The following is a 19,019-nucleotide window of genomic DNA, read 5'->3' on the forward strand; positions in this document are numbered from 1 at the left end:
TCTGAAGTTTTGTGCAGGCGTTGTGATGACGATCCTATTCGTCGTCGTTGTGCCGTACATCACCGAACTGTACATCATACCGTTCATCACGGAAGCGGTGGGTGACAACACATTCATGTCAATCGGATCCCAGACTTTGATCCAGATATTGATCTACCTGGTCTTCATTTTATTCACGCTAATGCTGGGAGGAGGTGCAATCCTCAGATGGTTTGGGGTATTCGGAGTATTGGGCATGATTGCAGCTTACTATTTGCTGGGCGATGTGACTCGTGCGATCATTCCTGTAATGTCGATGATAGTGATTTGGATCATCTTCATCCCTTACAGGGATAAGAAGAGCAAAAAGAAGAAAGGGACCAAGGGTTGACCTAAGTCTATAAAGAGATAGTCTCTGGAGCTGTAAGATGTCTTCAAACGGTCGGTGTGTTACGCATCGTGCGACCGAGCGATTTTGCCCTGTGGACGAGCTCTTCATTCTTGCTGACAGGATCCTTGCCGTAGTTATCGCAATAGGTAATCACATCAAGAATCTCAAACCCTATAGTTTTGAGGTTTTTCTCGAGTGTTTCTGCGACCTTTTTCAGATCCGATTCCGGATAGCAGCTTGTCAGGATAAGAACGGCTTTTTTATTGGGCCCTAATGTCGACACTTTGTTCACGTCGAGGAACGAATACATCCTGTCCTCTACCATTTTGTAGAGGGCGGTAGGTCCTTCGAAGTACACAGGTGTGGAGAATACAACACAGTCTGCGGTAATTATGTCGTCAAGGACTACACGTATGTCGTCGTCGATCACACACTTGCCAGTGCTCTTGCATCCCATACAGCGGTGGCAATCCTGTATCGATTTGAATTTTACAGGCCTATGGAGGGTAACCAGGTTGGTGGACAGCCCCATAGCTCCATCCAGGAATGCATCCGTAATCTGAGCAGAACTACCATTTGGCCTCGGACTGCATGAAATCGCGACGATATTGCTCATCAATTTGTTATTATCAAATTGGTATAAAAAGGCAGTAGTATAATACATCCAGCATATTTAACTAACACTAAAAGGTTACATTTTGTCCAGCATAAAAACAGGATGTCATCTCTTACCAGTTGAATGGATGAATTAACACCTTCAAGAATGGTGAACATTCAGTGCTTCTTCGTACTCGACAGACGAAGAGATTCTGCCTCATATCCATCCTCTGGCGGGATGATATGAAGGTGGGTGTAGAAGGGATCCTCGTACTTCGAACCCATGTAACTGTCGATATCGACATTCATGTTGTTCAATACGCGGATGAGGGTGTTCCTCATGTGAAGAATATCTTCGCGGGGGATTTCACGGAAGTAGCTGTTGTTTAGTTCTGTGATACCATCCATGACCTTCTTTGCCAATGCATGGCCCTCTTCGGTCAGATAGATGTTGTACTTCTTGCTGCTATCCGACTTACGGTCGTCATAGACGAGTTCCTTCTCTCTGAGTACCTTGATGACACGGTTGGTGTTGGCGGTATCCAGGTCAAGGAAGCGTGACAGACTTACAAGTGTCTGTCCATCCTTTATTTGGAGAGCTATTAGGTAGATTGCATGAGCGCTGGTCAGGCCGTGGTCGGAAACGATCTCGGTCATGTTCTTGCGCATCACGAGACTCATTCTGTCGAAGAATGCAGGCAAAAATGAGTTCCAATAGACGTCTTCCCCATCCGACATTAATGGTGGGATAATTTCATTATTTAAATAGGTACCTTCAAAATCTAAGATATTTGAGGGGGGTATCAAGGGAATCACGACCGGTGTAAAGAAGGAGGATATAGGGTCAGGCCCTGCGGGCAATGCAGGGCGTGATCCCCTTGATTTATTAAGACTCTCACTGATCGCTGAACGCAGCTGTGAACTTGGTCACTGCGTCGTTCGCGCTCTCTGAGTAGATGTCGGCTCCAATCTCGTCAGCCCACTGCTGGGTGACAGGTGCTCCACCGACGTTGGTCTTGACCTTCCCTTTGAGGCCCTCTTTCACCATCATCTCTTCCAAGGTCTTCTGTCCGACCATGGTGGAGGTCATGAGTGCAGAGGTTCCGACTGCAACGGCGTTGTAGTCCTTGCATGCCTGGACGATGGTTCCGAGGGGAACATCCCTTCCAATGTTGTAAACATTGAATCCAGCGACCTTCAGCATGATTGCCACGATATCCTTTCCGATCGAGTGGATGTCTCCCTCGATGGAGCACATGACGACGTTTCCGAGTCCCTCTCCGACGGATCCACCGCGTTTCTCGATCTCGGGGACGAGGATGTCCATTCCAGCGGTCATTGCGTTGGCTGCTGCCATCATGTGGGGGAGGAAGATCTTCTTTGCATCGAAGAGTTTTCCTACCTCTGTGATTCCTGCGCTGAATCCTTCCTGGATGACCTTAACGAGGTCAACGTTCTGGTCAGCGACTGCCTCGTTTGCTACAGCCTTTGCGTCAGGTACTTTGTAAGCCATTACTGCTGCTTTTGCTCTTGCGCATAATTCTTCTGTTGTTGCCATTCAAATCACTCCATTCCTTTCCTCTTTCTGAATGCTGCGTCCGCCTGCTCTACAATGGCTTCCATTGCCTTAAGGCGGTCTTCGGGAATCGGTTTTACCACGTGGTTGGTCATGATATCGACGACGATCTCATGTGCCCTCTCAACGCAGGACTTCGATCCGTTTGACTGCCACTCGCCCAGCATGGTCCTGTCGAAGGTTGCGGGGTTGGAGGCGGTCTCGAAGTACTCCATAGTGGATTCGTGTGCAAGGAAGTCGTTTCCTACACCGACTTCCTTGATTGCGTCAACTGCCAGGGTGAGGTCACTGACAGGTGATCCTTCCATGGCCTTGTAGTTCATGGCCATGATGTCGTTGTCGATTACGACCTGCTCCATGGAGAAGGTCTGTCCAAGCTCAAGCATACCTGCTCCGTAGATCAGGTTGACACCTGCCATCGCAGGAAGCAGAGAGGTGATGGTCTTCTCGTGGGCTGCCTGGGAGTCAGGAATCTTGGCGTCGGTCTACATACCGGCTGTGTAGACGGGCAGTCCGTAGTACTGTCCGAGCTTAGCGACAGCTGCGCTGATAACTCCGAGTTCAGGGGATCCGACAGGTGCGGTTCCGTATCTGAGATCGAAGGTGGTAGTGGAACTTCCGTAGAACACACGTGCTCCGGGGTTCGCGAGCTGGCTCAGGACGAGTCCAGAGAGAATCTCGGCGTTGTGGGTAACAAGTGTTCCGGTGATGTGGATAGGTGAGGATCCTCCTGCCATTGCCATCGAGAGGACGTTGACGGGGATTCCGTACCTTGCTCCCTTGATGATGACCTGAGCTGCGTTGTGACTCAGCTCGAGAGGGGATGTGGGGCAGACCAGCATGGACATGATAGGCCTGTTGCGTGCCATCTGCTCATCGCCGTTGTAGTAAGTCTTGAGCATCTCCCAGTAGAAGTCCACGTTCTCTGCGACGGGGTCAATGTGGTGGAAGTGCTTGGATGTGTTCTTGAGTGAGGTGATCATCTCGTGGACGTCCTCTGCTCCCTTTCCTGCCCAGTCCCTTGCGGAAACAGCCAGTGCGTAGACTGCGATGTTGTCCAGTGCGTCGACGATCTTTGCGGTGTTTGCGAGATCCTCTTCTGTGGAGTCCCTGGTCTTGTACTTGTTGTCGCCAAGGTAGTCACACATCTGGATTCCGGTACCGAAGTTGGTGTAGTACACAGGTCCGTTGTGCATCATGGGGACTGTGTGCTCATCGTCACGTCCGTAGAGGTAGAACATCTTGGGGGCCGTCTGAAGTGCCTGGTTGATCAGTTTTGAGGGGATCTTAACCATTTTGGTCTCGAAGTTGACCTCACATCCTGCTTCTGCAAAGATCTTGAGTCCCTCTTCGTCTGAAACCTGAACACCATAGTTGGCGAGGATATCTCTTGTTGCGTAGTCGATCTCACGGATATCGTCCTCGCTGAAAAGTTCGAGCTTGATACCGCTGTTCTTTACCCTACCGGGGTAGTTCCTGCTTACCATTTTTATTTCCTCCAATTCCGCCGAAGCGGCTTCCTATGGTCTCGGGGAACATGGTTTCCCGAGTCATGATATTGAGAACTCATCAAAAGTATATAAAATCATTGAGTTGTCATCATTATAATTGATAATTGCAATATTTATAATGATTAATTCAACGAATAAAATTGACCGCAACAATAAAAATATGACTTTTGCAATTATGGATGTATCGTCCGAAAAGGATAATAACGATAGGTGAGCCGATGCCGGAAAAAGAGAAGAATCTTCAATTCCCGTTCGTCCGCATTGTCGGGCAGGAAGAGATGAAACGTGCCTTATTACTAAATATAATAGATCCTGGGATAGGAGGGGTTCTTCTCAGAGGCGAGAAAGGTACGGCGAAATCCACCACTGTGCGCTCACTTGCACAGATTCTGCCTCAAGTACGTTGTATCGCCGGATGTCAATTCCATTGCAATCCTGATATGCCCAGATATCTGTGTGAGGATTGTAAAAGGAAAATGGAATCGGGTCAATTCGAGGAAACGATGCGTGATATGAAGGTTGTGGAACTGCCACTCAATGCGACCGAGGATCGTATTTCTGGAAGTCTTGATGTTGAGCATGTCCTTCGTACCGGCGAGAGGAAATACGAAGGAGGAGTTCTTGCACAGGCGAACGGAAACCTCCTCTACGTGGATGAGGTCAATCTTTTGGACGATCACATAGTCGATCTTCTACTTGACTCTGCGGCTATGGGAAGGAACTTCGTTGAAAGGGAAGGCATCTCATTCTCACATCCTGCAAAGTTCGTACTGATCGGTTCGATGAATCCGGAGGAAGGAACGTTACGTCCTCAGCTCATGGACCGTTTCGGAATGTGCGTAGACATAAAGACGGAACGCGATCCAGATATTAGGGTCGAGGTAATTAAGAGAAGATTGGCCTTTGATGCCGATCCTGAAGGTTTCACGGCCGAATGTCAGGCTGATATCGACGCTTTGCGTGAGAAGATAATCGATGCCAAGCAACGTATCGATCACATTGAAGTTCCTGACAGGATGCTTACAGCGATAGCGATGGTCTCGATTCATTTTGGAATGGAGGGGCACCGCGCAGACCTCGCAATGATACGTGCAGCGAAAGCCAATGCTGCATTGGAAGGAAGAGATAAGATTGATTTCAAGGACATTTCCTCTACAGCATCCCTGATCCTTCGTCACCGTATGAAATCAGGTCCGTTTGAGGAAGCGGAATTCCGCCAAGCTGAGTTAGACAGTGTGCTAAGGGGGTATCTGGGATCCTGAAGCTGGACCAGTTCGTGGGGATGGACGATGCCCTGCGGGCTCTTTCTTGTTTGATGGTCGATCCTGATCTTCACGGCCTACTGATAAAAGGTCCCGCGGGATCAGGAAAATCGGCACTCATACATTCATTCTCCGCAGCATACACCGGCAGGAGGGCCAGGATAGTGCCTCAGAACATAACTGATGAGCAACTGTTCGGAAGCATCGATTTGGAATTGGTTCTGTCTACAGGAGAAGTACAATTTGAACCTGGTATACTGGGGAAAGAGAAAGACATAGTTCTGGTTGACGACATCAACCTTCTGCCTAAGAATCTGTCATTAGCTATGATGGATTCCGTACATAAAGGCCAGATACATATTGAAAGAGAGGGGATATCAAAGACCTATCCATGTTCAGCCAGTATAGTCGCCACGGCGAATGACAGAGAGCAACCTTTGTCGTCGGCATTGAATGATCTGTTTGACATGTGCGTGATAATAAGCAGAGACCCTAGCTGTGAGAAGAGGGTATCAGTAATGAAAGGTGTCATCTCCGAGACAGATCAGGAGCTTGATGTCGATACAGAACTCTGCAGCCGTATAGGTCGGGCGAGGGAACAGATCAGCAAAATTTCGATTCCAGATCATATTCTGGAAGCCATAGTAGAGGCATGTGACGTATATGGCGTTCAGGGAATGCGTGGAAGTCTCTCGGCCGCGATGGTCTGCAGAGCTTCAGCCGCTTTAGAAGGGCGCACAGAAATAAGCGAAGATGATCTGGCGTTTGCCTTGAGGGTCTGCATCATCCATCGTCGCACCCATCTCAGGAAGCAGACCAAAGAAGTCGAGGACAAGGTCTTGTTCTTCGGCGACTCCCACATGAAGAGGTTCATTCATGATGAACGTAAGGAGTTACTGAAAAAAGCGGAAGAGAGTGAAGTAGAATCTAAGGATTCAGTTCAAACAGCCTTTGTGGATAAACCGAGCAGCAAGAATGATGATGGCAGCGGAACGGAACAGGAAGCAGCCGTATTGGATATGGATAAACTATTCGATACCATAGATCTCCTGGATGACAGTCGCAAGAAAAGAGGGCCTACAGATAGCCATCTCATGCGTCGTTTCATCAAAGATGCAGGTAAGGATGGCAGATATGTATCATCCAGTCCTGCAGATGGATCGACCTCGGATCTAGCAGTGGATGCTACTGTTCGCTATGCCGCCCCCTATCAACAGTACCGCAGGAAGAGTACGGGAAGGGAGGGCGTGATAATAATGCCGTCTGACCTGAGGAAGAAGGTCAGGGAGAAGCACACGTCTTGTTTATTCTTCTTCATGGTTGACAACAGCGGTTCTCTGGTCCTGCGCGCTCGCATGAGGGCCGTAAAGGCTGCAATAATGTCCATGCTGGCGGATCACTATGTCCGCAGCGATAGCGTTGCCGTGATGACATTCAATGAGGAATTCATAGGAATGCTTCTGCCCCCGACACGTTCAGTGGGCGGTGTCAAGAAGATCATCGATGACATACCTACGGGGAAAAAGACGCCTTTGAGCGAAGCTCTGAGCTTTATGCACCAATATGTCGGACAGTATCTTAGGAAGAATCCTTCCAACATGGCCTTTGTTATAATCATGACTGATGCTGTGGCAAACATCGCTATGACTGAGGGCAAGGATCCGTTCGAAGAAGCGCTGGAGATCGCAACGCACGTCCGTTTGGACAGGATGGAAATGGTCTTAGTCGATACCAAAGTATCCACCGAGCCCAACGAGAAAGCTATAAGATTGTCGTACGCACTAGAGGCGCCGTACTACAAGATTGAGGATCTGAGATCGTCCGAGAACATTCTTCACTGATCGTATTCTTTGGTTTTAGAACACTGATCATCTGATTTAATCTCAATTCCAACTAACATGACTCAGTCATCATATTTCATGAGTAATCAATATTTATATTGGACAAGTCAATACAAAATTATCGGAGGGACATCCGGGAGGATGTCTTGACGGAGTGGTATCATGAGTGAAACAGAGAGTGTACCTCAGGAAGGTGCCGGACTCGTCCGGTCCCTTACCTGGAAGCAGGGACTCATAGTTGCTATGGGCGTCCCTATCCTTATCATCCCCTCGGTAGCAGATGTTTCCGGCCCGATGTGGGCTTTCAGCATAATTATCTGGGTTCTTTCGGTCATATCCGGATTCTTCATCAACCTGCCAATCGGTGAGTTGTGTGCAACATTCGGTGTCGCCGGAATTGGAGGTTCCATCCAATACGTGTTCGAGGATGATGAGAAATATAAGAACAAAAGAATCAACACAGGAAGACTCATAGGTGCGATCGGTGCCTGGAGTTATTTCGTGGCTTGGGTGACCGTGATCCCCATCTTCACCATAATGGTAGCATATTATCTCATGGAGGCCCTTGATCTCAGCGGACTCGACCCCATGATGGAGACCCTCCTGTATGTTGGAATTGGAGTTGTTGTTTATGCATACTCTATCGGAACCAGCCTCAAAGGATTGGAAGGCGGTGCAAAATTCCAACTCATCCTTACTCTTCTTACTATCATCCCTCTTGTCGTCATCGTTCTTGCCCCTATGCTCATGGGCTACTTCGATCTCGACACCATCATCAACGATATCGAACCCAAGAAGTGGTTGTGGACCGGAGAGGACTGGGCATGGAACGCTGACGGATTCCTGCTTGTCCTCGCTCTTCTCACGATCGCTCAGTGGAGTGCAGTCGGTTGGGAGACCGCAGCGACATATGGTGCTGAATACAAGGATCCTTCAAAGGATGTTCCCAAGGCGCTGATCATGTGCGGTCTGGCCTGTCTCGCCCTCTACTTCTTCGTATCATTTGCAGTTTACGGAACACTTGGGCACGATGCGATCGATGCAGCAGGTGCCGCCGCCCTTGTCCCCATAGCTAACATGTGCTTCGGAGACACTGTCGGGCTCATCGCGACATTCCTTCTCATGATCGGAATGATCGTCGTCGTTCAGACATCCATGCAGGGATGCTCCAGGACACTTCAGGTCATGGCAACTAACGGACACATGCCCATGTTCCTCTCGAAGACCAACAAGTATGGTGTGCCTGTCAACGCTCTGCTCTTCCAGGCCGCGATCGGATTCCTTGTTATCATCGCAGGTATTACCGCTAGTCAGACACTGGCCGTGTCCTGCCCCGGATACGTAATAGCTCACGGACTCTGTCAGCTCGCATTCATCAAATCGCGCAGGGACCCCCGCTTCAAAGATGTTGAAAGAGTGTACAAGTGCCCCCGTGGATTCCTTGGAGTATCCATCGGAGTTGTCATCTTGGAATTCTGTATATTCCTGCCAGCACTGCTATGGTACCTCTATGTCAACCCGGATATGGGAATCGGTTACAGCATCGCAGCTATCGCCATCCCCATCATATACATCCCGATTTGGTATGTGTTGCAGAAGTGGAACCACACTCACCACCCAGAGATCCCCAACGGTCTCAACTGGAACGAGTGATCAAACTTCAACACCTCGGTACCCATGTACCGAGGCTCAAACCACTTCTTTTCGTTCTTTATTTTATATCCTGATGTCGATGACCGAACACCATGGCAGATACTGAGGGATTAAAGAACCGCGGAAAGACAAAAGCAGATGCTGATAGCCGCCGCAAAGCAGCAGAGTCCTTTACCGGAGTCACACTGAACAGCATCGGTAATTACGGTTTTGATCCTGAGAAGGCTTCAAAGAACATCGAGAATATGATCGGTACCGTTCAGATCCCATTGGGGTACGCGGGCCCTATGAAAATCGAAGGCGAGTATGCGAAAGGAGAGTTCTTGATACCTCTTGCAACGACAGAGGGCGCACTTATCGCATCGATCTCCAGAGGTATGTCCGTAATAAACGCCAGTGGTGGCGCCAGAACTGCTGTGTTCTCGGATGCCATGACACGTGCTCCCGTGTTCAAGGTCAAAGGTATCGAACATTCGAAAATGGTCATGGATTGGGTAGAATCCAATATGGTGTCCATAGATCAGGCGGTTGCCGGGACCACAAGTCACGGAAAGCTCGTGGACATTGAATTTTTCCCTGACGGAAGGAGTCTCTACATGAGATTGTCGTTTGATACCGCCGATGCGATGGGCATGAACATGGCCACCATAGCTTCAGAGGCCGTTTGCAGGCTCATAGAGAAGGAGACAGGAGCGGTGATGGTCTCGGTCTCCGGCAATATGTGTTCTGATAAGAAGCCTGCAGCCATCAATATGATATCCGGCAGGGGAAAGACGGTAATCGCAGAGTCCACTATCCCTGCAGAAATAGTCGAGTCCAAGCTTCATACATCTACCTCGGCTATAGTCGAGACAAATTACAGGAAGAATCTTGTTGGTAGCAGTATGGCAGGTACTCTCGGTGCAAATGCTCATGCTGCCAATATGGTGGCTGCATTGTATCTTGCAACAGGTCAGGATCCGGCCCAGGTAGTTGGGGGAAGCATGACCCTCACATCCTGTGAGGATGTCGATGGTGATCTGTACATCAGCGTCCGTATGCCGGCAGTGGAAGTTGGTACCGTCGGAGGAGGCACATCGTTACCCTGTCAGAGTGAGGCCTTGGAAATGATAGGCTGCAAGGGTAGTGGCAAAGCAAGAAAACTCTCTGAAATCGTAGCTTCCACGGTACTTGCCGGGGAGCTGTCCACGTTGGCAGCACAGGCCGCAGGACAGCTTGGTCAGGCACATAAGACTCTCGGCAGGTGACATCATTAAAGACCTCAAGCAGAAGGCAGACGAAACGTTGGAGCCTGTGAGTCACATAGCGGAAGGCACCATCGCCCCAATTAGGTTGGTGGCGGGCGGTGTAACGGCAGATGCGATACCAGAAAAGGTGGATATGGCCACCAGAGAGAAGATAATCGTCAGGACCAGCATAGTCGGGATATTGGCCAATATCCTTTTGGCTTCTGCTAAAGCTTTATTGGGAGTCTTTACGAATTCGATCGCTATCACATTGGATGCGGTCAACAACTTAACCGATGCACTTTCATCGGTGGTTACAATCATAGGTACTAAGCTGGCAGGCAAGGAACCTGATAAGAACCATCCATTCGGTTACGGCAGGATCGAGTATCTGACGACGATGATCATCGCCGCAATCATCTTGTATGCTGGTCTGACGGCACTGTTCGAGTCCGTAAACAAGATAATCAATCCGGTAGAAGCGGAATACGACACCATATCGTTGGTCGTCATGTTCATAGCTATTCTCATGAAGATAGCTTTGGGAAAGTACTTCCAGTCTGTGGGAAACAAGGTCAATTCAAAGTCATTGGTCGCCTCAGGAACGGACGCGCTCTATGATTCGTTGCTGACCACATCAGTGTTGGCCTCAGCACTGATCTTCATGATTGCGGGAATAAGTGTGGAGGCTTACGTTGGAATACTGATCTCAGTCTTCATAGCGAAAGCCGGTATCGAGCTGATAATCGAGGCGTTGAATGAGATTCTGGGTAGCCGTGCCGACAATGAGTTGGTGGACGAGATAAAGAAGACCATCTGCGAAGAGGAGAAGGTCGAGGGTGCGTACGATCTCATTCTTCATAGTTATGGTCCGAACAGGATCGTAGCGTCGGTCCATGTGGCGGTTCCAGGTGAGATGAACGCGATAGAATTGGATTCTCTCCAACGCAGGATAGCGAAGAATGTTGCAGAGAAGCATAGGGTTCTGATGTGTGCCGTAGGTGTCTACTCAGTCGATAACAGTCCGGAGTCCAAGGCAATACGCGAAGATGTGATGGGGATCGTCATGTCCCATAAGGAAGTAGTACAGGCCCATGGATTCAGAGTGGATCAAAAGAACAAAGTCATCAATCTGGACATAATCATCGACTATAGTATCAAAGATCGTACGTCGATGTTCCAACAGATATGCAAGGAGATACAGGAAAAGTATCCTGACTACCGTTTAGAATTGATCCTGGATATCGATGTATGATGCCTTGCCGTACGTTTCGTGCGCGATAGTATAAATTTGGGATTTATTATCGAGGTCTCATGCCTGTAATCAACTTCAAGTACAGCGACCTCTGCTCCATCATCGGACAGGACATCCCGATGGAGAAGCTCGCTGATAGGATACCCATGATCGGAGCCGACATAGAGCATGCCGAAGCCGGATGCGACGATATGTCGGTCGAATTCTTCCCGGACCGTCCCGACCTTTACAGTGTCGAAGGAACAGCAAGAGGTCTGAGGGCGTTCCTGGACATCGAGCCGGGAATGAAGACATACGATGTCAAAGAATCCGGAATGGATGTCTACATCGATAAGTCGGTCAAAGATGTAAGGCCCTATTTCCTGTGCGGAGTCGTCAGGGACGTGAACATCGACGACAATATGCTGAAGTCTATCATGGAGATGCAGGAGAAGCTCCATACCACCATCGGAAGGAAGAGGAAGAAGCTGGCGATAGGCATACATGACCTTGATAAGGTCTGCGCTCCGTTCACTTACAGGCTTGCGGAGCCCCATTCCATAAGGTTCGTCCCTCTTGCCAAGACGGAGGAGATGGATATGGAGGAGATCCTCACAAAACACGAGAAGGGCAGAGATTATGCCCATCTCCTTCAGGGATACAAGGAGTACCCCATCATCCTTGACAAGGACAACAACGTACTGTCATTCCCGCCCATCATTAACGGATCCCTTACAACGGTCACAACCGACACTCACAATCTGTTCATCGACGTCACCGGTTTCGACCGCAAAGCGGTCAAAGGTGCGTTGGACATAGTATGTACATCCTTGGCAGAGCGTGGAGGAAAGATCGAATCGGTCACCATGCATGAGGACGGCAACTCATTCCAGTCCCCAGACCTGTCACCCAAGACCTATGAGATATCGGTAGCTGAGTGCAACAAGTATCTCGGTACCGCACTCACTTCGGCAGACATGGTGAAGGCGCTGAGGAAGATGGGTATGGACGCATCTGCGGACGGGGACAGGCTCAGCATCACGGTCCCCCCTTACAGGCTGGATATCATGCACAAGGTAGATCTCTTCGAGGATGTAGGGATCGGATACGGTTTCGAGAACTTCGGAGGCAGCTACTCACTCGTTCAGACATCTGGAGGTTTGGAGCCGGTCAACGCATTCTCAGAGGATATCAGGGACATCATGGTCGGACTCGGATTCATGGAGGTCATGACCCTCACCCTGATCAACGACAAGGAAGAGTTCGAAATCTCCAGGCTCCCTTACATCGAGAACGTCAAGGTTTTGAATCCTATCACGGAGGACGTGACCTGCCTCAGGTCGTATCTGATGCCTAGTCTCATGAACATCCTCAGGCACAACAAGCACCGCGATCTTCCACAGAAGATATTCGAAGTGGGTAATGTCGTGAGGGACAATCTCATTCAGGCACATCTTTGTGCCATGTACACAGCATCCAAGGTCTCCTTCACCGAGATCAAATCCATCACGGAATCAGTTCTCAGGGAGATGGGATGCGAGTATGAGTTGAAGAACACTGACATCAAGACATTCATAGACGGACGCGGAGCGGAAGTCTGCTACAAAGGAAAACCGATCGGAATGTTCGGAGAGATGGCCATCGAGGTCGTCACCGGATATGAGATCACGCACCCTGTGGCCTTCATGGAACTCGATCTCGAGTCCATAATCAAGGACCGCAAGGGAACGATGTTCTGAGGTGATGAGATGGAAGTAGGTGACAAATTCCCCAGCTACAAGCTCCAAGATGAGAATGGAGAGATATTCGACAGCAAGCAGATGAAGGGCAAGAGGTACGTACTATACTTCTATCCGAAGGACAATACATCGGGCTGCACAAGGCAGGCAGTTGCCTTCAGTCAGAGTCTCCCCAAATTCGAGGCCCTTGGATTGACTGTAATAGGAGTCAGCAAGGATTCTGTGGCTTCACACAGGAAATTTGTCGACTCAAAAGAGCTGACGATCAAACTCCTCAGCGATCCTGAGCACAAGCTGCTCGAGGAGGCGGGTGCCTGGGGTACCAAGATGATGTACGGCAAGGAGACCACCGGCACCATCAGGACGACTTTCATCATCGGTGCAGATGGTAAGGTGGAGGCCGTCTGGAAGAAGGTCAAGGTCGACGGACACATCGAAAAAGTCTTAGAAAAGGCAAAATCTCTGCTATAAGAAGTCGTAAGTGTTGTAATCTTACGAACTGCCTCTCAATAGTGGGCTTCTTGGACATTAGGTTCCGAATAGGCTTTCATTCCCAGAGCCGTGGCCCGCATCTTGGGTCCAATTGAATGTTGGATCATTCAGTCTGGTTGTCATAGTGCATATATACACTGGTACCTTATTACGACTGGGAGAACCATTATCATGAATTCTAAGGTCGTAATAGCCATTGTCGCAGTGGTAATTGTTGCTGTCGCAGGAATAGCTTTCTTCGCGATGAGCAGTAATAACGGTGGCGATGCCCCCTCCGATGGTATCCTGTATGACGGGAACGGAGGAAAACTGCCAGATGGCAAGACAACATACACGCAACATTCCACAAGTGTAGACACTTGTTCCTTCCAGAAGGACGGTTATCACTGGGTAGTCTGGAACACCAAGGCTGATGGCAGCGGAACCGACTACAACGAGAACTCCGTAGCACCAGCAAAGACCACACTCTATGCCCAGTGGTCGAATGCTAACACAATCTTCGGTAGTGACGGCGGTATAGGATACGTCTCGATCTTCGTCGCAGACAGCAACGGCGGCAAAGAGGTCAACATTGACCATGGTTATGCGGAACTGCCCTCCAAAGCAGTCTTCATCATCAAGCCACTGTCTGGCGTTACCTTAAAGATTTATGTCGATGGAAAGGGTGTCATCGCTGAGAAATCTGATAAGAAGAATTACATCGAGTACATTACCGGAACGGCAGGTATCGTATTCGAGAACGGTAGTATCAAGGATGACGGATCGGCCGTATTTGAAGTAAGGCAGACCATCTCTAACCAGAGTGTCACCCTCGGTTGCTTGAACACCTCAGTATCCAATGTCCTGGATATCAAAGGAACGAGAGAGGTCCCCACAGACATTATGAATTTCAGTATCAAATATACGGGGCTCACTGACGTTATCGACATAAATCATACAGGATCAGTCCAGCTCGGAGATAGCCCCGAAATCCACGTCAAGGCCGTGAAAACCGGAACCTCTGTGGATTACGACGCTGATGCAGGTTCTATTATCTTCACCTTAGACGGCAAGAAGTATGAGATCCAGTTCAATTTCTCGAATGGAGGAGAGGTCAGCGGAGTGTCAATCAATGAGGATACCGCGATCATCAAGTTCTCATTTGATCATGATAAGGATCCCATCTTCTACCGTGTTATAGGTAGCTGAAACCATAAAAGGGGGCATAACCCCCTTCATTAATTCTATCTTGAATAGGTGAACAGACTGGTCTGTCTGTTGCGTTAGTGTGGTAACGTCTCAAAGACGATTATTATTGTTTCAAAAATGAAGGGGGATGTCCCCCTTCTTTTGTGTGGTTTCAGAAGTTTACCAGTTCGTGATAGTCGTATGCAGGCTCGCCTGCATTGAAGCAGTACTGGATGGTGGCAAAGTTCTTCTTGAGTTCCTTGATATCCTCCTTGACCTTTGCAGGGTCTTCCTTCTTCTTGACGACCCTGGCGATGAGCTCTGCGACCTCTTTCATCTCGCTCTCCTTCATTCCGATGCGGGTCATTTCCTGGGATCCGAGCCTGAGTCCCGACGGGTTGACCGAGCTGGTGTCTCTGGGGAGCATGTTCTTGTTACAGATGATGTTCGCATCCTCCAGTAACTGAGCACAGAGCTTTCCTCCTCCGAACTCGGAAACATCGACTGCGATCGCATGGGATCTGGTGAATCCTAGGTCCGGGCAGAGTACAGGTACGCCCAGCTCGTAGAGTGCCTCTCCGAGTGCACGGGAGTTCTTGCACGCCTGTGCGGCGTACTCCTTTCCGAAGACGTCCATCTCGGCGAGGGTGATTCCCAATGCGGCCATGGCATGAAGGTGATGGCTGGAGGTGACTCCGGGGAATGCGGCATGCTGAAGCTTCTTTTCCTGTTCCTCGGTAAGGTTCTGTCCTAAGAGGATACCGTGGTTAGGTCCGGGGAAGGTCTTATGGGTGGAAGCTGAAACGATGTTCACACCGTCCTTGAAGGGGTCTTGGAATTGCTTTCCTGCAATGAGTCCGAGGACGTGCGCACAGTCTTCCCAGACAAGACATCCAATCTCGTTGAAGGTATCCTGAAGCTCCTTGATTGGCGGAGGGAACAGGAATACTGAGAGACCGAACTGAGCGACCTTGGGCTTCGCAGCCTTCAGTACTTTGATGGTTCCGTCTATGTCCAGATTCATGTCAGATTCGTTCCAGGGATAGTTGACAGAGTTAACTCCCCTCTGTCCGAAAGCACCGAACTCACATGTAGAGATGTGGGCGCCCTGATCCAGAGCGCAGGTGGTGATGATGTCTCCCGGCTTAGCAAAAGCCATCAGGACGGCCATGTTAGCGACAGTTCCTGAGATAGGTCTAAGGTCAGCGAATCCGCAGTCAAAGACCTTCTTTGCGAGTTCAATTGCCTTCAGTTCTACCTTGTCAACATAGATGTTTCCTTGGTAGTAACGTTTTCCAGGCAATCCCTCTGCATATCTGTCAGCGAAATCGGAGATGAGCATTTCTTTAGCAAGTGGGCTCATGAGGTTCTCCGATGCGATCATGGGTATGCATTCCTCGAACCATTTGTTGTGAGCCTTGACGTTCTCTCTGATGAATTTGGCGTCCTCTATGGCCATTGTTATCGGTCTCCCGTAGGGGGACCTCAATTTATACCATTTGCTGGTTCGACGTTTTTACGATGGCTGTTCACAGTGTTACTTCTCGCATCTATACAGAAAAAGAGTAGTAAGTTAGTTATCTACCAATTTTTTGGTAGATTGAGACCTTATATTATGTGCGCTAATAATCAGAAAGGTAGTGTTCATATGGAATTTGATCGTGTCCTTGAGGATATAAGGAAAGGAAAACCGATACTCGTATACGATTTCGACGATAGAGAGAGGGAATGCGACATGACCGTTGCTTCTCAGTTCGTCACCCCTGAAATCATTCAGAAGATGAGGAAGGATGCTGGAGGATTGATCTGTGTCACCACCCCGTATTCAAGGGCGATGGAGGTAGGTCTGCCTTTCATGTCTGATGTCTACTGGGATGATTGCGAGAAGTATCCTCTTCTGAAGGCGATGGCTCCGACCGACATCCCTTATGACAGAACCAAATCATCTTTCGGTGTAACTATCAATCACAGGAAGACCTACACCGGTATCACCGACAAGGACCGTGCATTGACTGCCAGTGAGTATGCTAAAGTTCTCTTTTCTGGAAAGCCAATAGAAGAGGTCAAGAAAGAGCTAGGTACCAACTTCAGAGCACCAGGCCATATTCATCTGCTCAACACTTCGGAGAAGATTTTGGAATCACGCTTCGGACACACCGAGTTATGTACCGCATTGATGTACATGGCAGGGGTCATGCCTTCGGCCACCATCTGTGAGATGATGGGGGACGATTTCGGTTCAAGACCCAAATCCAGCGTAGCCGAATACGCCAAAGAGCACGATATGATCATCATCGATGGAGATGATGTGATCGCACAATGGAAAGAATTCAAGAAAATCCACCCGGAGCTTTGATATGGTCAGAGTAATGGCTTCAGGAGTATTCGATTTGATCCATCCGGGTCACATAGATTATCTGAAACAAGCCAAGTCCTATGGTGATTATCTGACTGTTGTTATTGCCAGTGATAAGACCGTCAGGAAAAACAAGCATGAACCGGTCACTCCGGAGGCTATGAGGGCCCTCATCGTAGAATCTCTGAAACCAGTGGATGAAGCGATCGTCGGAGGGGAAGGAGATATGCTGGACACAGTAGCTAAAGTGAAGCCCGATATCATCGTTCTCGGCTATGATCAGAATTTTGACGAATCGGAGCTGAAAGCAAAGCTCAAAGAGAGGGGCTTTGACGGGATAGATGTCGTACGGGCGAACGAATGCGCGGACGATCTCAACGCTACCAGGCGCATAATGGCAAAGATCAGGGAGATGGGTTCCCAATGAAGATAATCGGTATTGCTGACACGACATTCGCCAGGTTCGATATGGGCCATTCCGCGATAGATGAGCTACAGCACGCTGGAACGGGTTTCAGGATAGTACGTTACACCGTACCGGGGGTCAAGGATCTGCCGGTTGCATGCAAGAAGCTGATTGAGGAGCAGAACTGCGATATCGTAATGGCTCTGGGGATGCCCGGCCCGATGCAGAAGGATAAGATGTGTGCCCATGAGGCATCTACAGGTCTGATCAGGGCACAATTGATGACGAACAAGCACATTATCGAGGTCTTTGTCCATGAGGATGAGGCTAAGGATGATGACGAGCTCGCCTTCTTGGCAGACAGCAGGGCCAGGGAGCATGCGCTCAACGTTTACGATCTACTGTTCCGCCCAGAGAGTCTGACTAAGAGGGCAGGTACAGGTCTTAGGCAGGGATTCGCCGATAAAGGTCCCGTTAGATATAGGTGAGAAAAATGAAAGCATACAAGATCGGAGCAGTCGTTGCCGAGTTCAACTACGAGATAACCATGCTCATGATGGAAAGGGCTAAGGCCGAGGCCGAGTTCCTAGGTGTAAAGATCGTCAAGGAGATTAAGGTCCCTGGTTGTTTTGAGATTCCTATGGCTACAAAGAAGCTTCTTGAGGACAAGGATATCGATGCTGTCATCACACTCGGTGCAGTAATCACCGGTGAGACCAAACACGATGAGGTCGTCATCGCTCAGGCCTCAAGGAAGATAATGGACCTTGGACTGGAGTATGGAAAGCCAGTAGGATTCGGAGTGACCGGGCCCGGGATGACAGAACTTCAGGCAATGGACAGGATCGAGAAAGGCAGAGATGTCGTCGATGCTGTCGTGAAAATGCTCCAGAGATTGGAGTGAATAAAATAGACCGCGGCGGTTATGCCGCGGTCTCTCTTAGTTTTCGTTTTTTTTTGTAAAAATTTACATTCTGGGCTGACGGCCGTCGCAGACAGCGATTTTTACGATATCAATCACACTCGATAGTGCTACCCCGGTCGTCATAGCGATGGACACGCATCCTTTTCCGTGAAGGTACATGTCTATGATGATGCGTACATTGTTATCCTCTGTGTCGATGCTTTTGGGGTTGAAGCGCCTCGGACCGTTCTGCCAGGATCTAGTCTTGCATTTGGGGCATCTCATAGGTGTTTTAGCAGTACGTGAGAACCAGGTGTGTCCGCATACAAAACAGGTGTATGTAGTGGATTCGCCGTACCAGTGATATGTTCCGCAGTGGGGACATCTCGCAGGCATGTCTATTCCGCTTGTCCAGTCATGTCCGCACCTCCCGCAATGTTTCTCACTGAGTGTCTTTGCTTGCATGATAGCACCTATTGGATTATACATCCAACATACTTTTTAGTATATATAAAAACTCTCAATATCACTAAACATTCACAGATAATGGGCCACAATCCTATACAATTGTTCTATTGATGGATGGTTAACGGGTTTAATGGCGGTATTATTTTCCTATCTAAAAACCGCATTATCGGATATAATTCACGGACAATCGTTCCTACAAGCGTAAATAATTGTTTTA

The 19,019-nt window shown here is 49.1% G+C and carries 18 protein-coding genes and 1 pseudogene; 13 read left to right on the forward strand and 6 right to left on the reverse strand.

Translation table 11 applies throughout. The features are described 5' to 3' along the window. Window positions 1-25: 25 nt before the first annotated feature. Window positions 26-370 carry a hypothetical protein gene (locus E7Z62_02695; GenBank protein MBE6522023.1) on the forward strand — a complete coding sequence of 115 codons (345 nt, stop codon included), beginning with the start codon at window positions 26-28 and terminating at the stop codon, window positions 368-370. A gap of 43 nt (window positions 371-413) precedes the next feature. Here the strand turns inward: E7Z62_02695 and E7Z62_02700 are convergent, their stop codons facing one another. From E7Z62_02700 to mttB, 4 genes and pseudogenes are all read right to left on the reverse strand, one after another. Next, entirely contained in the window at window positions 414-1,034 is a 621-nt protein-coding gene (locus tag E7Z62_02700; protein MBE6522024.1) for a flavodoxin family protein, read from the reverse strand. A 110-nt stretch (window positions 1,035-1,144) separates the two neighbouring features. After that, on the reverse strand, window positions 1,145-1,705 hold the full coding sequence (locus tag E7Z62_02705; protein MBE6522025.1) for a winged helix-turn-helix transcriptional regulator: 561 nt from the start codon (window positions 1,703-1,705) through the stop codon (window positions 1,145-1,147). A 157-nt stretch (window positions 1,706-1,862) separates the two neighbouring features. After that, window positions 1,863-2,525: a dimethylamine corrinoid protein 3 gene (locus E7Z62_02710; GenBank protein MBE6522026.1), complete on the reverse strand. Its 663-nt coding sequence runs from the start codon at window positions 2,523-2,525 to the stop codon at window positions 1,863-1,865. A gap of 5 nt (window positions 2,526-2,530) precedes the next feature. After that, window positions 2,531-4,030, reverse strand: a pseudogene (gene mttB / locus E7Z62_02715) ([trimethylamine--corrinoid protein] Co-methyltransferase). A 242-nt stretch (window positions 4,031-4,272) separates the two neighbouring features. Here mttB and E7Z62_02720 point away from each other — a divergent pair. The 8 genes from E7Z62_02720 to E7Z62_02755 all read left to right on the forward strand — a co-directional run bounded on the left by E7Z62_02720 (window position 4,273) and on the right by E7Z62_02755 (window position 14,689). Then, on the forward strand, window positions 4,273-5,316 hold the full coding sequence (locus E7Z62_02720; GenBank protein MBE6522027.1) for a magnesium chelatase ATPase subunit I: 1,044 nt from the start codon (window positions 4,273-4,275) through the stop codon (window positions 5,314-5,316). A gap of 14 nt (window positions 5,317-5,330) precedes the next feature. Then, window positions 5,331-7,157, forward strand: a complete 1,827-nt coding sequence (locus tag E7Z62_02725) for a hypothetical protein (protein ID MBE6522028.1) — start codon at window positions 5,331-5,333, stop codon at window positions 7,155-7,157. A gap of 162 nt (window positions 7,158-7,319) precedes the next feature. Beyond that, window positions 7,320-8,810, forward strand: a complete 1,491-nt coding sequence (locus E7Z62_02730) for an APC family permease (GenBank protein ID MBE6522029.1) — start codon at window positions 7,320-7,322, stop codon at window positions 8,808-8,810. Between the two features lie 92 nt (window positions 8,811-8,902). Then, window positions 8,903-10,057, forward strand: coding sequence for a hydroxymethylglutaryl-CoA reductase (NADPH) (hmgA, locus tag E7Z62_02735; protein ID MBE6522030.1), 1,155 nt, complete (start codon window positions 8,903-8,905; stop codon window positions 10,055-10,057). 133 nt (window positions 10,058-10,190) lie between these two features. Continuing rightward, complete coding sequence (locus E7Z62_02740; GenBank protein ID MBE6522031.1) at window positions 10,191-11,291, forward strand: cation transporter; 1,101 nt, start codon at window positions 10,191-10,193, stop codon at window positions 11,289-11,291. A gap of 59 nt (window positions 11,292-11,350) precedes the next feature. Beyond that, the gene (locus E7Z62_02745) at window positions 11,351-13,009 is read left to right on the forward strand and encodes a phenylalanine--tRNA ligase subunit beta (GenBank protein MBE6522032.1); all 1,659 of its coding nucleotides are present in this window, start codon (window positions 11,351-11,353) and stop codon (window positions 13,007-13,009) included. 9 nt (window positions 13,010-13,018) lie between these two features. Next, entirely contained in the window at window positions 13,019-13,480 is a 462-nt protein-coding gene (locus E7Z62_02750; GenBank protein MBE6522033.1) for a peroxiredoxin, read from the forward strand. A gap of 192 nt (window positions 13,481-13,672) precedes the next feature. Next, a complete protein-coding gene (locus E7Z62_02755; GenBank protein ID MBE6522034.1) occupies window positions 13,673-14,689 on the forward strand; it encodes a hypothetical protein in 1,017 nt (338 codons plus the stop codon). A 151-nt stretch (window positions 14,690-14,840) separates the two neighbouring features. Here E7Z62_02755 and E7Z62_02760 read toward each other — a convergent pair whose 3' ends face one another. Next, the gene (locus E7Z62_02760; GenBank protein MBE6522035.1) at window positions 14,841-16,127 is read right to left on the reverse strand and encodes a serine hydroxymethyltransferase; all 1,287 of its coding nucleotides are present in this window, start codon (window positions 16,125-16,127) and stop codon (window positions 14,841-14,843) included. Between the two features lie 189 nt (window positions 16,128-16,316). On the opposite strand from E7Z62_02760, the gene ribB reads away from it, so the two are divergent. The 4 genes from ribB to E7Z62_02780 are packed head-to-tail and all read left to right on the forward strand — an operon-like array spanning window position 16,317 to window position 18,334. Beyond that, window positions 16,317-17,024 carry a 3,4-dihydroxy-2-butanone-4-phosphate synthase gene (gene ribB / locus E7Z62_02765; GenBank protein MBE6522036.1) on the forward strand — a complete coding sequence of 236 codons (708 nt, stop codon included), beginning with the start codon at window positions 16,317-16,319 and terminating at the stop codon, window positions 17,022-17,024. 1 nt (window position 17,025) lies between these two features. Further along, on the forward strand, window positions 17,026-17,451 hold the full coding sequence (locus tag E7Z62_02770) for an FAD synthase (GenBank protein ID MBE6522037.1): 426 nt from the start codon (window positions 17,026-17,028) through the stop codon (window positions 17,449-17,451). After that, the gene (locus E7Z62_02775; protein ID MBE6522038.1) at window positions 17,448-17,918 is read left to right on the forward strand and encodes a riboflavin synthase; all 471 of its coding nucleotides are present in this window, start codon (window positions 17,448-17,450) and stop codon (window positions 17,916-17,918) included. Before E7Z62_02770 ends, E7Z62_02775 begins: the two co-directional genes overlap by 4 nt. A gap of 5 nt (window positions 17,919-17,923) precedes the next feature. Continuing rightward, window positions 17,924-18,334: a 6,7-dimethyl-8-ribityllumazine synthase gene (locus E7Z62_02780; GenBank protein MBE6522039.1), complete on the forward strand. Its 411-nt coding sequence runs from the start codon at window positions 17,924-17,926 to the stop codon at window positions 18,332-18,334. 63 nt (window positions 18,335-18,397) lie between these two features. Here the strand turns inward: E7Z62_02780 and E7Z62_02785 are convergent, their stop codons facing one another. Next, window positions 18,398-18,799, reverse strand: a complete 402-nt coding sequence (locus tag E7Z62_02785) for a hypothetical protein (GenBank protein ID MBE6522040.1) — start codon at window positions 18,797-18,799, stop codon at window positions 18,398-18,400. Between the last annotated feature and the right edge of the window lie 220 nt (window positions 18,800-19,019).

The organism is Thermoplasmata archaeon (assembly GCA_015063285.1).
In the GTDB taxonomy this organism is placed as follows: Archaea; Thermoplasmatota; Thermoplasmata; order Methanomassiliicoccales; family Methanomethylophilaceae; genus Methanoprimaticola.

What these genes read in the sequence shown, in the direction of transcription:
- E7Z62_02695 (MBE6522023.1), top strand. Translation starts at nt 26, where the DNA reads ATGACGATCCTATTCGTCGTCGTTGTGCCGTACATCACCGAACTGTAC.
- E7Z62_02700 (MBE6522024.1), bottom strand. Translation starts at nt 1,034, where the DNA reads ATGTATTATACTACTGCCTTTTTATACCAATTTGATAATAACAAATTG.
- E7Z62_02705 (MBE6522025.1), bottom strand. Translation starts at nt 1,705, where the DNA reads ATGTCGGATGGGGAAGACGTCTATTGGAACTCATTTTTGCCTGCATTC.
- E7Z62_02710 (MBE6522026.1), bottom strand. Translation starts at nt 2,525, where the DNA reads ATGGCAACAACAGAAGAATTATGCGCAAGAGCAAAAGCAGCAGTAATG.
- E7Z62_02720 (MBE6522027.1), top strand. Translation starts at nt 4,273, where the DNA reads ATGCCGGAAAAAGAGAAGAATCTTCAATTCCCGTTCGTCCGCATTGTC.
- E7Z62_02730 (MBE6522029.1), top strand. Translation starts at nt 7,320, where the DNA reads ATGAGTGAAACAGAGAGTGTACCTCAGGAAGGTGCCGGACTCGTCCGG.
- hmgA (MBE6522030.1), top strand. Translation starts at nt 8,903, where the DNA reads ATGGCAGATACTGAGGGATTAAAGAACCGCGGAAAGACAAAAGCAGAT.
- E7Z62_02740 (MBE6522031.1), top strand. Translation starts at nt 10,191, where the DNA reads ATGGCCACCAGAGAGAAGATAATCGTCAGGACCAGCATAGTCGGGATA.
- E7Z62_02745 (MBE6522032.1), top strand. Translation starts at nt 11,351, where the DNA reads ATGCCTGTAATCAACTTCAAGTACAGCGACCTCTGCTCCATCATCGGA.
- E7Z62_02750 (MBE6522033.1), top strand. Translation starts at nt 13,019, where the DNA reads ATGGAAGTAGGTGACAAATTCCCCAGCTACAAGCTCCAAGATGAGAAT.
- E7Z62_02755 (MBE6522034.1), top strand. Translation starts at nt 13,673, where the DNA reads ATGAATTCTAAGGTCGTAATAGCCATTGTCGCAGTGGTAATTGTTGCT.
- E7Z62_02760 (MBE6522035.1), bottom strand. Translation starts at nt 16,127, where the DNA reads ATGGCCATAGAGGACGCCAAATTCATCAGAGAGAACGTCAAGGCTCAC.
- ribB (MBE6522036.1), top strand. Translation starts at nt 16,317, where the DNA reads ATGGAATTTGATCGTGTCCTTGAGGATATAAGGAAAGGAAAACCGATA.
- E7Z62_02770 (MBE6522037.1), top strand. Translation starts at nt 17,026, where the DNA reads ATGGTCAGAGTAATGGCTTCAGGAGTATTCGATTTGATCCATCCGGGT.
- E7Z62_02775 (MBE6522038.1), top strand. Translation starts at nt 17,448, where the DNA reads ATGAAGATAATCGGTATTGCTGACACGACATTCGCCAGGTTCGATATG.
- E7Z62_02780 (MBE6522039.1), top strand. Translation starts at nt 17,924, where the DNA reads ATGAAAGCATACAAGATCGGAGCAGTCGTTGCCGAGTTCAACTACGAG.
- E7Z62_02785 (MBE6522040.1), bottom strand. Translation starts at nt 18,799, where the DNA reads ATGCAAGCAAAGACACTCAGTGAGAAACATTGCGGGAGGTGCGGACAT.